Genomic DNA, 13,064 nt, shown 5'->3' with positions numbered 1-13,064 from the left:
TGATGGCTTCTTCAATCGGCCGCGGGCGTATGAGCTTCAGCGGCAGTGCCTTGATCGTCTGAGCGAGAAGGGCCGCGTCCGAAAACGCTTCCTTCGACAGCGCTTCGTGCAGCAGGCCGAGTTTGACTCCGCCGAGGCCGATGCGGCTCTGCAGATGAGTCGACATCGAGCGCGAGCCGCGCGGGCGGGTGACTTCGTCCAGCACGCGTTGCGCGTTGAGTGCGGGAGCGAGATCGAGCGTGATCGTCACCTCGCCATCCGCCAGGATCCGCTCGCGGATCGAAGCCGATAGCGCATACACCAGACTCCCCTCGATACCCGTTTCAGTGACGACAAACTCGCCTTGCCGATGCTGGACGTTGCCGCCTTTGTCGGTCAGCGCGATCGCGACGGGTTTCACTGGTTGTCCCGCGAAACGCTCGCGGAAGTAGTCGCTCCAGTTTGCATCGAAGCCGCAGTTGGCGGGGCGCAGTGGTGCAACGGGCACATCGTGCGCGGTCATCAACGGCACCCATGCGGCATCTGAGCCGAGGCGCGGCCAGCTTCCACCGCCCAGTGCGAAGATCACGGCATCGGCGCGCACCTGCTGCTCGCCAGCAGGTGTCATGAAGCGCAGCACTTGCTGCGCGGTGTTATCGCGCTTCTCGGCATTCCCTGTGTCCTTGTCGTGCGAGTGGTCCACGTCGTCCATGCTATCAGCCGCATCCCATCCCACCCACTTATGCCGCATGTGAAATCGCGCACCCGACTCCCTCAGGCGATGCAGCCAGGCGCGCAGCATCGGCGCCGCTTTCATGTCGGTGGGAAACACGCGCCCTGAACTGCCGACGAACGTTTCGACGCCCAACTCATGAAGCCACGCGCGCAGCGCATCCGGCCCGAACACGTCCAGTAACGCCGCGATCTGCTCACGCCTTGCGCCGTAGCGCCCGAGGAACGCCTCGAGCGGCTCGGAATGCGTGATGTTCATGCCGCCTTTGCCCGCCATCAGGAACTTGCGCCCGACCGACGGCATGGCGTCGTACACGTCGACCTGCACGCCTCCCGCGGCTAACGCCTCGGCGGCCATCAGCCCGGCGGGGCCGCCGCCGATGACGGCGACACGAGCGGAATCGGGCAAGTTGGACATGGGGTGCATTTGGGTGAGGGCGTGAGGGAGAAAGCGGGGTGCGCGGCCAGCTTGCCACGGCTGGCCGCGCAAAGCCCTCTATTTTCACACTGCGAGTCGCTTGCGGGCAAACGCGCAGCGACTTCGTGTCCAGAGCCCTCGCGTGCTGAACTTAGACCGGCGAGCGCGCGGTCTCAGCATCGTCATGCCCATCGTGTTTCGTGGGTAACGGCTCGACCCGGTCCACGATCACCAGATAGCTAAACGCGCCCAAAAGGCAGAACCCGCCCGCGACGATCAGCGGAATCGTGAACGAGCCTTTGGTCAACGCGACCATCGCACCGGTAAACGTGGTGATGACGATCCCGGCCAGGTTCGAGGCGAAATTCTGAATGCCGCTGAGCGAAGCAACATGGTTCGGCGTAGGGGCGACATCGGCGGGCAGCGACCAGATACTGGCGGCGGCAAACGCGAGGCTGCCGTAGGCGACGCCGAAGCAGGCGAGCATCAGATAGATATTCGAGGTGAAGGCCGACAGCGTGATCACCGACGACATCAGCATGCCGCCCACCATGCACGTCTTGCGTGATGCCGTGAGGCTCCAGCCGCGCCGGTAGAGCGCGTCGGAGACATAGCCACCCAGCCAGCCGCTGGGAATCGACATCAACGCTGGGATCGTCCCGAGCGTGCCCAGCGATTTAAGCGAGAAGCCGCGCGTCTGGACGAGATAGCTCGGAAACCACGTGATGAAGAAATAGATCACGAAGTTCAGGCAGAAGAAGCCCAGCATCATGCCCCACACCGTGCGATGGCGGAACAGCGACGCCCAGCTCGCGTGCGGTTCGCCGGCGTGCGCCTCGCGTTGTGGCAAGACGTCGGTGGGGCCGGTCATGTCGCCGTGGGCGGGGCTGCGGTAGATCACCAGCCAACCGACGATCCATACCGCCCCAAGCACGCCCGTGATGACGAACGAGGCCTTCCAGCCCGCGGTGCTGATGATCAACGCAACGAGCGGAATCGACAGTGCTGAACCGACTCGCGAACCGCTATCGAAGATGCTGGTGGCGATCGCCCGCTGTGCCGGTTTGAACCATTGCGCGACCAGCTTGGCGCAGGACGGATACGCGCCCGCCTCGCCGATGCCGAGCATCAGCCGGCAGCCGAACATCGCACTGACGCTGCCCGCCACCGACGTGGCGGCCGTGAACACCGACCACCAGCCAACCGCCAGCGGCAGCGCGATACGGGCGCCGACCCGGTCGACAAACCAGCCGAACGGCATCTGCATGAACGCGTACGTCCAGAAGAAGCCGCTCAGGATGAGACCCATCTGGGCCGGCCCGATGCCGAGCGTCTTTTCGATCTGCGGCGCGGCGACCGCGAGATTGGCCCGATCGACGTAGTTCACCGCAATGGCCAGAAAGCACAGAAAGATCACAACCCAACGCATTTTTCTCATAACAACGTCTCCTCCGTGAGGGCGGCATCCGTCGTGCAGATCCTGCAGCTCCGCTGCGATGCCGTGCTGGCGGCGCTTCTGTCGTGTGCGTCCCGCTCTGCCGGCGGAACTGCGTGTGCAGTTGCCGATAATGGGGGCGCTTGCAAACCTGGTCAAGCAACCTGTTGACCGCGCATCAGACTGGGTCGTGTGACGCGCGCACGGCGAGAGCTATGCGGGTCGCGGGCTACGCTTGATGTTTGAGCGGGGGATTGAGAGGATGGCCGACCAAGTGGGCGGTGGCGCCAGAGGAGCATTACGCGCTTCTCGACGCGCTCGAAGCTCGCGTTTCATTGCAGGCACCGCTGCTGCAATGCAACAGCATTGGAAAAAGTCCTATGCGCGCTTTACGAGCGGGCTAAAGCCTCAAGCAAAGGGCCGCCGCGCCTTGTTGCTGCGTAGTGCGGCCCAGGAAAGCGTGTCAACGCCTTTGCTCGTCGGTTTATCTGTACCGCGCCGGGCGTCTCACCCTGGATACTCCTCGTCAACCTTAAGCCCGGCGAGCTTGAAAATCACCCGCAGCGTCTGCGGCTTGATATCGCGCCGGGACGCGAGCGTGGTCATCACGAAGTCGAGTACCTTCGCGTACTTGAGCATAGTGAGACAGGTTTCCATGTCGACGGTGCCATCGCGCATCAACTCGGCGAGGCGCAGCATCTCGACCGAAATGTCACGCGCCATTTCGAGTTCGATCTGCTGTTTCTCGGACCAGGTTGGTGTTGCCAGCAGTTTGGTCAACATTTCCTGGAACTTCTGTTCGGCGTTGCCGTTGGGTATCGTATCCATTGCCGCCTCAATATCGTCTGAGCGCGCTTCCGGTTAAGATCGCGGCGCACTGCAGGTTACGTAACGTCCGGACCAGTGTTCCGGTCCGACTTCCCCACACGTGTGCGGTTCGCCTGATCGATCTGGCAGCCGGTAGTGTGTCGTTGTTCTAAATGCGGCCTGCCACGGGGCTTGGGCTGCATGCTTCGCTTTCTACGCGTTCCGCGTCCTGTCCATTCCGCTTCGCGCCCCCTTTTCAGAGCAGGAAGTGTTCCAGGAATACGCGTTTCGCGCATGCTTGGCGGCGTTGAATCGGTAGATGTGCCGCGGTTTGGGTAAACTGGCAGCAACTTCTCTCTTTTTCCGTCGCCTGTCGCACGTTCGCCGTGTAATCGATGATGGTCCGTACGATGTCCAGCAAAACTCACGAAATTCGTCCCAACCAATCTGTCGAACTGCTAAAGGAACTGCACATCCTCACGCGCGACGGCAAAATGAATCAGGACAGCCGTCGCAAGCTGAAACAGGTCTATCACCTGTTCCAGTTCATCGAACCGTTGCTGAAAGATCTGAAAGAAACCCAGGGTGACCTGACCCTCGTCGATCACGGCGCGGGGAAGTCCTACCTTGGTTTTATCCTGTATGACCTGTTTTTCAAGGAACATCGGGATAATTCGCACATCTACGGCATTGAAACGCGTGAAGAACTCGTGACAAGTTCCGAGGCGCTGGCCGCGCGGCTTGGCTTCAAGGGCATGTCGTTTCTGAATCTGTCGGTGGCCGAATCAATTACGTCAGACCGGTTGCCGCCGCAGATCGATATCGTCACGGCGCTGCACGCGTGTAACACCGCGACCGACGATGCGATTCGCTTCGCCCTGGAAAAGCATGCGAAGTACATCGTGGTGGTGCCCTGCTGTCAGGCCGAAGTGGCGGGGGTGCTGCGTCAGAACAAGAGCAAGTCGCTCGGCAACGCGTTGACGGAAATCTGGCGCCATCCGCTGCATACGCGGGAGTTCGGCAGCCAGATCACTAACGTGCTGCGCTGTCTGCAACTCGAGGCGCACGGCTATCAGGTGAGCGTCACCGAGCTCGTGGGCTGGGAGCATTCGATGAAGAACGAACTGATCATTGCCCAGTACAAGGACTTGCCGCGCCGTCGTCCAACCGAGCGGCTCAACGAGGTGATGGACACGCTCGGACTGGTGGAGCTGCGCGAGCGGTTTTTTGTCGAGGCTTGAGCGGGCCTTGAGGGGCGGACGAGGCGCGAAACCGCGTCGCGTGTTCGCTGCCTATTTGCCGCTTACTTGCCATCCACTGCTTGTTTGCGGCTCATTTGCCATTCACTCGCCAGCCGGCTCGCTCATCCACTTTTCCCAGCCGGACAGCCCAAGCCGACGCAGGGTTTCCTGATTGCGCTCGTAGATCGCTTCGGCGTCGGGAAAGGCCTCCACCGCACGTTCGATGCTCGCTTCGCGCAGCAGGTGCAGGATCGGATAGGGTGCGCGATTCGTGTAGTTCTCGATGTCGTCCGCTTCGCTTCCCTCGAACTGGTATTGCGGGTGAAAACTCGCAATCTGCAGTTCGCCTGCGAGGCGTAACTGCTTGAGCATCCGGTCCGCGAAAAACAGACAGTCGTTGTATTCGAGGAAATCGGCGAGCGCCTGCGGCAGGATCAGCAGCGTCGTGTCGATCTCGGCGGGGTCGGCCTGCGCGAGCGTCTTCAACTCCGTTTCAAGATCGATCAGGACCCCTTCGAGATCTGTCGCTTCGCTGATCGCGTAGCGAATCTGGTTCTTGACGTGCACGGCCTTGGCGAACGGACAGAGGTTCAGGCCAATCACCGCCCGGATCAGCCAGTGACGGGTGGCGGCGCGGATGGCGTCATGGGAATCGGAGGAGGAAGACGGCGGCATGACGGAGTAATGGGCTGAAAGCCTCATTTTACCGGCGGCGTTGATCGCGGCTCACGCCTTCTCACGCCTTCGCGGTAGGTGTCGCACAAGCTGCGGCAATCAACTGCGCCGCTACCCGCGGCGCGGCCTGAATCGGCCCGCAACCCGGCCCGTAGGTCTGGCTTGCCGCATACACCCCTTCGATCAGCAGTCCTAGTCCATTAGCGAGTGCTTTAGGGTCATCGGCGCCGGCCTCGACGGCAAGTTCGGTGATGCGCGCCATCAGGCGCGCCTTGTTGCCGGCGACAAATTGCCGGGCAGCATGCGATGCATCCGGAAACTCCACCGCGACATTCACAAACGGACAGCCGCGATAATCTTCAACCGACGCGCGCACGACCAGATCTTCGAAGTACTGCAAAAGCTGCCGGGCCGGTTTGCCGGGATGCTGCGCGAAGCTCTTCTCCACATAGCTGAAAAACCGCGTGTCCTGGCGCTCCAGGTAGCCGAGCACCAGGTCGTCCTTCGACGAAAACTGGCGGTATAGACTCATTTTGTTGACGCCGGCCCGTTCGACGATCGCGTCGACCCCCACCGCCCGCACGCCTTCCTGGTAGAACAGTTCGCTGGCGGCTTTCAGTAGATGTTCCTGCGCCTGCGGCCCCGCAGTCTGCGTGCGGGTGCGGCGGACTGGCCTGGCCGGTGCTGTTGCAGCGCGCTGTGACATGGTGGCCCTACGTTCGTTAATGGATAACTTGACATGTTACCGACCGGTCACTAGTATCGCAACACCATTGTGACTGATCGGTCACAAGTCCTTTACAAAACGCGTAACAAAACAGGAGCCGGCTGCGTTCGACGAACGGCGGGCCGACTGGAGATCCGATGAACTGGGCAGCGAGAATGATTGGCGGGCGCTTCCACTACGGTTGGCTGACCGTGGCGGTGGTGTTTCTGGTGTTGCTGGCTGCGGCGGGGACGCGTGCCACGCCGAGCGTGATGATGGTGCCGCTCGAGCACCAGTTCGGCTGGAGCCGGGCGAGCATTTCGCTGGCGATTTCGGTGAATATCGCGCTGTACGGCCTGATGGGACCGTTCGCAGCGGCGGCGATGCAGCGTTTCGGCGTACGCCCGACCCTGATGATCGCGCTCGCCACGCTGGCGAGCGGCGTGGCGCTGTCGTCGCTGATGACGCATCCGTGGCAGATGGTCCTGATCTGGGGTGTGATGGTGGGCGGTTCGACGGGCGTGGCGGCGCTGTCCTTGTCCGCTACGGTGGTGAACCGCTGGTTCACGACGCATCGCGGGCTCGTGATGGGCATTCTCACCGCCAGTTCGGCGACCGGCCAGCTGGTGTTCCTGCCGCTGCTCGCGGCGATTGCCGAGCATCACGGCTGGCGCCCGGTGGTTTGGGTGGTGGCCGGCGCGACGGCGATCGTGCTGCCGTTGGTGGCCTTTCTGCTGCCCGAGCGTCCGGCCGATCTGACGCTGCGCCCGTTCGGCGAGCCGGCCGATTCGCCCATCAACACCCAACTCTCCAAGCAGAATCCGCTGGCGATCGCCTTCGGCACGCTCGCCATGGCGAGCAAGACGCGGGATTTCTGGCTGCTGTTTTTCAGCTTCTTTATCTGCGGGGCGAGTACCAACGGTTACGTTGGCACGCACCTGATCGCCATGTGCGGCGACTACGGCCTTTCCGAAGTGCAGGGTGCATCGCTGCTCGCCGCCATGGGCATCTTCGATCTGTTCGGCACGACGCTGTCGGGCTGGCTGTCGGATCGCTTCAATAGCCGGGTGCTGCTGTTCTGGTATTACGGGCTGCGCGGCTTGTCGTTGATGTACTTGCCACACGCGTTCGGCATCGACTTTTTCGGCTTGCCGCTGTTCGCGGTTTTCTATGGACTCGACTGGATCGCGACCGTGCCGCCTACCGTGCGTCTTGCCACCGATGTCTACGGCAAGGAAGCAGCGCCGGTTGTGTTCGGCTGGGTGGTGGCCGGTCATCAGCTCGGTGCGGCGTTCGCGGCGCTGGGCGCGGGCATGCTGCGCTCGAGCCTCGGTACTTACACGGTGGCGTCGATGATCTCGGGCGGCCTGTGCCTCGTCGCGTCGGTGATCGTGCTGCGTATCAACCGCGGTGAGCGGACGGCGTCGCCGCAGCCGGTGTAGACGTCTCGGGGCCGCCGCTTTCTCGAATACGTTTTATCAGTCCGTTTTGAAGCGCTTACGGCGAAGCCCGGTTATGCTATGTGCCCCGGGCAGCCGCCCGTCGATCATGAATTTCGACTGAGAGAAGCGCATGACCAACAAACCCGCCCCAACCGCAGTTCCCATTCACGAACTGATTGCAGGTCGCTGGAGCCCGCGTGCCTATTCGAGCGAGCCGATCAGCCACGAGCATCTGCATGCGGTTCTTGAAGCGGCCCGCTGGGCGCCCTCGTCGTACAACTCCCAGCCGTGGCGTTTCGTTGTGTTCGATCGCAGCAGCGATGAAGTCTCGTTCAAGCGCGCCTTTGCCACGCTGGTGCCGTTCAATCAGGGCTGGAATGCGCCGGCGCCGGTGCTGATAGCCGTGACCACGCATACGCTGACCAACAAGGGTGAAGTGAACCGGTGCGCTCCCTACGATGCGGGTGCGGCCGCGATGGCGCTGGTATTGCAAGCGCACGCGTTGGGCCTCGCTGCACACCAGATGAGCGGTTTCGACGTCAACGCATTCCGCAAGGCGTTTGCGATTCCCGACGATGTCGAGGCGATCGCGATGATTTCGCTCGGCCACTTCGGCGAAGTCGAGAAGCTCGACCCGGTGCTGCGCGAGCGCGAGAAGTCAGTGCGCACGCGTTTTCCGCTGGGCGAGATCGCGTATAGCGGTGCGTGGAAGAAGGCGTTCTGAGGCGCTGAAGCGTTGCTCGGAAAGACAGGAAACGCGCGGTCCGCAAGGTCGCGCGTTTTTTCATTCGGACACAGTTTCAGTCGACTCGCCGCTTACCCGGTACAGGTCACGTTCCTTGCCGTCCAGCCAACGCGGCGGCCGGCCGCGTCCCGACCAGAGCGCGCCGCTTACCGGGTCCTGGTAGAACGCCGGCCCTTGCTGCGGGCGCGTGCGTCGGGCCGTGCGCGCAGGCAATACGTCGCGTGTCGTGAGCCGGTACTCGCACATCAGCCGGCGAATTTGCGCAATAGCGGCTCGCCGCTCCGCTGCATGCGCAGCGGCAATATCGGCTTCGAGCTGAAGGCGCTGCCTGAGCAGCTCCTGGTAAGACACCATCGGACGGTCCTCTAAGTGCGAACGAATCATTGCAGGCGACCCATGGCATTCAATGCCGCCGTTGAGGTCACCGCATGCCGTTGAAAGAAAAAGCACCAGCGCGCGCGGCGCGCTGGTGAAGCAGGACCGGCCTCTGCTGGTCGGGGGAACCGCGAGGGAGACAAGCCGGTCCTGGAGCGATCGTTGAGCCAGCGCGGACCCAGCGAGCGCATGCATGAACAGTTATCTGCGATCGTGAATCGCGAATACTGGCGAGACCGGCAATGCACTGTCCTTATCTGCGGGACAGTGGCGTAGGGTGTGTGTTGCGCGGCACCGCGCTAGTCCGCTTTGGCGTGATGCGGGGCAGGCTACGCGCTTGCTAGTTTTAGCGTGATGCCGGAGGCACGCCACGCGCTTGCTAGCTTTGGCGTGATGCGAGGGCACGCAACGCGCGCCTGGATGCGCCAGAGACGCATCGCGCTCACTCGTTGTCTGTCACCGCCGACAGCGGAGTGGCAACGTTTTCGAGCGACTTGCGCTCCGCATCGACGCCCCAGATCGCGGCCACTACCGCCGCGCCGATCATCAGCGCCGAGCCGACCAGGTAGCCCGTGAATACCGCGCTGCGCTGATGCGTATCGATCAGTCGTCCGAAGAATGCGGGTCCGGCGATGCCGCCTAGCGCGGTGCCGAACGCGTAGAACACGGCAATCGCCAATGCGCGAATTTCCAGCGGAAACGATTCGCTCACGGTCAGGTAAGCCGAGCTGGCTGCCGCAGAAGCAAAGAAGAAAATCACCATCCACGCAATCGTCTGTGTGGTGACGGTGAGCAAATTATGTTCGAACAGATAGCCACTGAGCGTCAGCAAAATGCCCGAGAGCGCATACGTCGTGAAAATCATCTTGCGACGGCCGATCACATCGAACAGGCGCCCGAGCAGCAGCGGTCCGAGAAAATTTCCCAGCGCAAACGGCAGCAGATACCAGCCGATATGATCTCCCGGCACGTGATAGAAATCCGTGAGTACGAGCGCATAGGTGAAGAAAATCGCGTTGTAGAAAAACGCTTGCGCGGTCATCAACGACAGCCCCACCAGCGCGCGGCGCCGATGCACCGTAAAGAGCGCATGGAAGACTTCGCCGAGCGGCGTGTGGTCACGCGTGCGCAGACGCAAGCGGGTGAGCGGCTCGTCCATTGGCGGATGTCCGGCGCGGCGAAAGCGCGCTTCGATGTTCTCGACGATCGTGGTGGCTTCCTGCGCTTCGCCGTGCGTGAGGAGCCAGCGCGGGCTTTCCGGCACCCAGACACGCATCGGCAGAATCGCGAGCGCGAGCACCGCACCGATTAAGAAGCACGCGCGCCAGCCCCAGTCAGTGGGTAGCAGATGCGGATCGAGCAGCACGAGCGAGCCGGCCGCGCCGATTCCTGCGCCCACCCAGAACGTCCCATTGATGCCGAGATCGGTCCAGCCGCGCACGCGTGCAGGCGTGAATTCCTGGATCGTCGAATTGATCGCCGTGTATTCACCGCCGATCCCCGCACCGGTCAGGAAGCGAAATAGCAGGAAGCTCGCCAGATTCCACGACAGCGCGGTGGCCGCGGTAGCCGTCAGATACAGCGAGAGCGTGATGAAAAACAGCTTGCGCCGGCCGAGCCGGTCAGTGAGCCACCCGAAGCCGAGCGCGCCGAGCACGGCGCCCGCGATATAGGCACTTCCGGCCAGACCGACGTCGCTATTGGTAAAGTGCAGCGTTGGACTTGTCTTCAGCGCGCTTGCGACGGCGCCGGCGAGCGTCACTTCGAGCCCGTCGAGCAGCCAGGTGATGCCCAACGCGACCACAATCAGGGAATGAAACTGACCCCAAGGCAGACGATCGAGGCGCGACGGCAGATCGGTTTCGATCACGTTGCGCGGTTTTTCCTGCACTGCGGCGCTGACAGGCTCGGTCATTGCGGCAAGTCTCCACGTATGGGGTAATTTGAATGGCGTATCCTTCGCCAATGAGCAATTTCCGTTCCGTTGTACCCGTCCGTAGGGACCTGGTTGATACCCGCTGCGCTTTCGTGATACAAAGCCCGTCCACCTTCTGTCCGCGCCAGCCGTGAGCGGCGATTTACTGCCATGACCTATTGCGCGATTGACTTTGGCACATCGAATTCGGCCGTCGCCGTGCCCGACGGCGCGGCGCTGCGGCTTGCGCCGGTCGAAGGTGCCTACACGACGCTGCCCACCGCAGTGTTCTTCAATACGGACGAAAACACGCGCGACTTCGGCCGCGCGGCGCTCGAAGCCTATATAGACGGCTTCGACGGCCGCCTGATGCGCTCGATGAAAAGCATTCTCGGCTCGGCGCTGGCGGAAAACTCGACCGACCTCGGCGACGGCTCGGCGATCAAATACACCGAGGTCATCGCGATCTTCGTCGATCACCTTAAGCGCTCCGCCGAAGCGAGCGCCGGCAGCCCGATCAGCCGCGCGGTACTGGGCCGTCCAGTGTTCTTCGTCGACGATGATCCGCGCGCTGACCGGCTAGCGCAACAGCAACTCGAAGCCGCTGCGCGTTCGGTGGGCTTGCGGGAGATTCACTTCCAGTACGAGCCTATCGCCGCGGCGTTCGACTACGAGTCGCATCTGACCGAAGAGGGGCTGGTGCTGGTGGCCGACATCGGCGGCGGCACGTCGGACTTCTCGCTGGTGCGGGTTGGGCCGGATCGCGTGAAACGGGTCGAGCGCAAGGACGACGTGCTGGCGCACCACGGAGTGCACGTGGCGGGCACGGACTTCGACCGCCGCGTCGAACTTACCACCATCCTGCGCGAACTCGGTTATCAGACGCTCGATCCGGAAGGACGCGAGATTCCGAACCGGATCTACTTCGACCTCGCAACCTGGCACCTGATCAACACGGTCTACGGGCCCAAGCGGGTCAGCGAGCTGACGCTGATGCGGCACCTGTTCACTGACGTAAAGCACCACGACCGCCTGACGCGGGTCGTCGACCGGCGTCTGGGGCATGCGCTTGCTGCGCACGCGGAAGAGGCGAAGATCGGCGTCGCGGCCGGCGGCGAGACGATGATCGATCTGGAACTGGTGGAAGACGACCTGCGCCTCGCCTTCGACGAAACGCAGCTGATCAAGGCGGGGCAGGACGAGACGCTGCGTATCGTGCAGGCGGCGCGCGACACCGTGCAAGCGGCCGGTGTGGCGCCGCGCAACGTGGGCGCGATTTACTTCACCGGCGGTTCAACGGGTTTGGCGTTCCTCTCCAGCGCGCTGTCCGCGGCATTTCCGGACGCCCGGCCGGTGTTCGGCGATCGCCTCGCCAGCGTGGCGACGGGCCTTGGCATTCACGCGCGGCGGCTATTCGGATAAACGCCGGCCGTCGCGTGTATTTCCGACAGGCGTAAAAAAACCCCGCGAAAGCGGGGTTTTTCTTTGCGTCCAGAAGGAAGCGTGCGCTTACACCGGCTTGATGTTAGCTGCTTGCTTGCCCTTCGGGCCCGTCTTCACTTCAAACGTAACCTTTTGGTTCTCTTGCAGCGTCTTGAAGCCTTCCGTGCGGATTTCCGAGAAATGCGCGAACAGATCTTCACCGCCGCCGTCGGGAGTGATGAAGCCGAAGCCCTTTGCGTCATTGAACCACTTGACGGTACCGGTTTCCATATTACTTGTTCCTAAAGATGGTAAATAAGGCCGAAGCCCGTTGGGTGCATGAAAATCAAGGAAGGGGGTAATGGGACCAACCGGAGTACCGTTGATGGGCGAACTACGAAAGACCAATTCACTCGCCGCTTGAAATCCTGCCCGAACGTTATACGGCGATTTCGAGAGAAGGTCAACCGTCTCAGCACATCTTTACAAGCTTTTGGGGCCAGGCGCGACGCGTGCTGAAGAAACTTGCGTTCCCCTTAATTTCTCGCCAGGGATAACCCTAGCTTCGCCTGCATTCTTTCGGTGCAACCGTTAAACTACGCGCCGCGCTAGGGTTGCACCTGAGTCCAGGTATAAGCCCCCGCCCATCATGGCCGTCACCCCGTCTCCAGCGTCAAAGCATTGCCGCGGTGTCGAGGTGTTTTTGACCTGACTGCATTCGCATGGGACCGGAGTAAGCGCTAAAGCGCTAACTCTGGTCGACAAAGGAGAAGACGTGAAAAGTTCTATTCAACGGAACATTGGCCCGTTCGCGCTGATGTTGACCGGCCTCGGTTCGATCATCGGATCGGGCTGGCTGTTCGGCGCGTGGAAGGCGGCAAAAATTGCAGGCCCGGCAGCTGTTTGCGCCTGGGTAATCGGCGCAGTGGTGATTCTGGCGATTGCACTGACCTATGCGGAACTCGGTGCGATGTTTCCGGAGTCGGGCGGCATGGTGCGCTACGCGCGCTATTCGCACGGCGCACTGGTCGGTTTTGTCAGCGCATGGGCTAACTGGATCGCAATCGTGTCGGTGATTCCAATCGAAGCCGAAGCTTCGATTCAATACATGAGTACATGGCCATATCCATGGGCGCATGCATTGTTCGTGAATGGGTCATTAACCACGAATG

Annotated in this window: 13 protein-coding genes; 5 read left to right on the top strand and 8 right to left on the bottom strand. The window is 62.0% G+C overall.

Annotation, left to right across the window (positions count from 1 at the left end):
* From M0954_RS14695 to M0954_RS14685, 3 genes are all read right to left on the bottom strand, one after another.
* The coding region (locus tag M0954_RS14695) for a TIGR03862 family flavoprotein (protein ID WP_297353975.1) at positions 1–1,129 on the bottom strand (1,129 nt) is incomplete at its 3' end.
* A 151-nt stretch (positions 1,130–1,280) separates the two neighbouring features.
* Positions 1,281–2,567: an MFS transporter gene (locus M0954_RS14690; protein WP_297353973.1), complete on the bottom strand. Its 1,287-nt coding sequence runs from the start codon at positions 2,565–2,567 to the stop codon at positions 1,281–1,283.
* Between the two features lie 504 nt (positions 2,568–3,071).
* A complete protein-coding gene (locus tag M0954_RS14685) occupies positions 3,072–3,392 on the bottom strand; it encodes a DNA-binding protein (protein ID WP_074262622.1) in 321 nt (106 codons plus the stop codon).
* Between the two features lie 389 nt (positions 3,393–3,781).
* On the opposite strand from M0954_RS14685, the gene M0954_RS14680 reads away from it, so the two are divergent.
* Entirely contained in the window at positions 3,782–4,612 is an 831-nt protein-coding gene (locus M0954_RS14680; RefSeq protein WP_297353971.1) for an SAM-dependent methyltransferase, read from the top strand.
* A gap of 102 nt (positions 4,613–4,714) precedes the next feature.
* Here the strand turns inward: M0954_RS14680 and M0954_RS14675 are convergent, their stop codons facing one another.
* Positions 4,715–5,287, bottom strand: a complete 573-nt coding sequence (locus M0954_RS14675; RefSeq protein ID WP_297353969.1) for a DUF1415 domain-containing protein — start codon at positions 5,285–5,287, stop codon at positions 4,715–4,717.
* Positions 5,288–5,348: 61 nt separating this feature from the next.
* Complete coding sequence (locus tag M0954_RS14670) at positions 5,349–5,993, bottom strand: TetR/AcrR family transcriptional regulator (protein ID WP_297353967.1); 645 nt, start codon at positions 5,991–5,993, stop codon at positions 5,349–5,351.
* A 158-nt stretch (positions 5,994–6,151) separates the two neighbouring features.
* On the opposite strand from M0954_RS14670, the gene M0954_RS14665 reads away from it, so the two are divergent.
* On the top strand, positions 6,152–7,435 hold the full coding sequence (locus tag M0954_RS14665) for an MFS transporter (RefSeq protein WP_297353965.1): 1,284 nt from the start codon (positions 6,152–6,154) through the stop codon (positions 7,433–7,435).
* Between the two features lie 130 nt (positions 7,436–7,565).
* Complete coding sequence (locus M0954_RS14660; RefSeq protein ID WP_297353963.1) at positions 7,566–8,159, top strand: nitroreductase family protein; 594 nt, start codon at positions 7,566–7,568, stop codon at positions 8,157–8,159.
* 60 nt (positions 8,160–8,219) lie between these two features.
* Here M0954_RS14660 and M0954_RS14655 read toward each other — a convergent pair whose 3' ends face one another.
* Positions 8,220–8,534, bottom strand: a complete 315-nt coding sequence (locus M0954_RS14655; protein ID WP_297353961.1) for an H-NS histone family protein — start codon at positions 8,532–8,534, stop codon at positions 8,220–8,222.
* A 463-nt stretch (positions 8,535–8,997) separates the two neighbouring features.
* Complete coding sequence (locus M0954_RS14650) at positions 8,998–10,470, bottom strand: MFS transporter (RefSeq protein WP_122152676.1); 1,473 nt, start codon at positions 10,468–10,470, stop codon at positions 8,998–9,000.
* Between the two features lie 171 nt (positions 10,471–10,641).
* Here M0954_RS14650 and M0954_RS14645 point away from each other — a divergent pair, with 171 nt between their 5' ends.
* Positions 10,642–11,892, top strand: a complete 1,251-nt coding sequence (locus M0954_RS14645; RefSeq protein ID WP_122152675.1) for an Hsp70 family protein — start codon at positions 10,642–10,644, stop codon at positions 11,890–11,892.
* Positions 11,893–11,979: 87 nt separating this feature from the next.
* Here M0954_RS14645 and M0954_RS14640 read toward each other — a convergent pair whose 3' ends face one another.
* A complete protein-coding gene (locus M0954_RS14640; protein WP_007180251.1) occupies positions 11,980–12,183 on the bottom strand; it encodes a cold-shock protein in 204 nt (67 codons plus the stop codon).
* A gap of 484 nt (positions 12,184–12,667) precedes the next feature.
* Between M0954_RS14640 and M0954_RS14635 the strand changes: the two genes are divergently transcribed.
* The coding region (locus tag M0954_RS14635) for an APC family permease (protein WP_297353959.1) at positions 12,668–13,064 on the top strand (397 nt) is incomplete at its 3' end.

Source organism: Paraburkholderia sp. (assembly GCF_026225065.1).
Classification (GTDB): domain Bacteria; phylum Pseudomonadota; class Gammaproteobacteria; order Burkholderiales; family Burkholderiaceae; genus Paraburkholderia.
Note: the sequence above shows the minus strand (reverse complement) of the source record. Positions and strands in the feature narration are given on the sequence as shown.

Coding starts and splice junctions, on each gene's coding strand:
- M0954_RS14690 (WP_297353973.1), bottom strand. CDS start 2,567: ATGAGAAAAATGCGTTGGGTTGTGATCTTTCTGTGCTTTCTGGCCATT.
- M0954_RS14685 (WP_074262622.1), bottom strand. CDS start 3,392: ATGGATACGATACCCAACGGCAACGCCGAACAGAAGTTCCAGGAAATG.
- M0954_RS14680 (WP_297353971.1), top strand. CDS start 3,782: ATGTCCAGCAAAACTCACGAAATTCGTCCCAACCAATCTGTCGAACTG.
- M0954_RS14675 (WP_297353969.1), bottom strand. CDS start 5,287: ATGCCGCCGTCTTCCTCCTCCGATTCCCATGACGCCATCCGCGCCGCC.
- M0954_RS14670 (WP_297353967.1), bottom strand. CDS start 5,993: ATGTCACAGCGCGCTGCAACAGCACCGGCCAGGCCAGTCCGCCGCACC.
- M0954_RS14665 (WP_297353965.1), top strand. CDS start 6,152: ATGAACTGGGCAGCGAGAATGATTGGCGGGCGCTTCCACTACGGTTGG.
- M0954_RS14660 (WP_297353963.1), top strand. CDS start 7,566: ATGACCAACAAACCCGCCCCAACCGCAGTTCCCATTCACGAACTGATT.
- M0954_RS14655 (WP_297353961.1), bottom strand. CDS start 8,534: ATGGTGTCTTACCAGGAGCTGCTCAGGCAGCGCCTTCAGCTCGAAGCC.
- M0954_RS14650 (WP_122152676.1), bottom strand. CDS start 10,470: ATGACCGAGCCTGTCAGCGCCGCAGTGCAGGAAAAACCGCGCAACGTG.
- M0954_RS14645 (WP_122152675.1), top strand. CDS start 10,642: ATGACCTATTGCGCGATTGACTTTGGCACATCGAATTCGGCCGTCGCC.
- M0954_RS14640 (WP_007180251.1), bottom strand. CDS start 12,183: ATGGAAACCGGTACCGTCAAGTGGTTCAATGACGCAAAGGGCTTCGGC.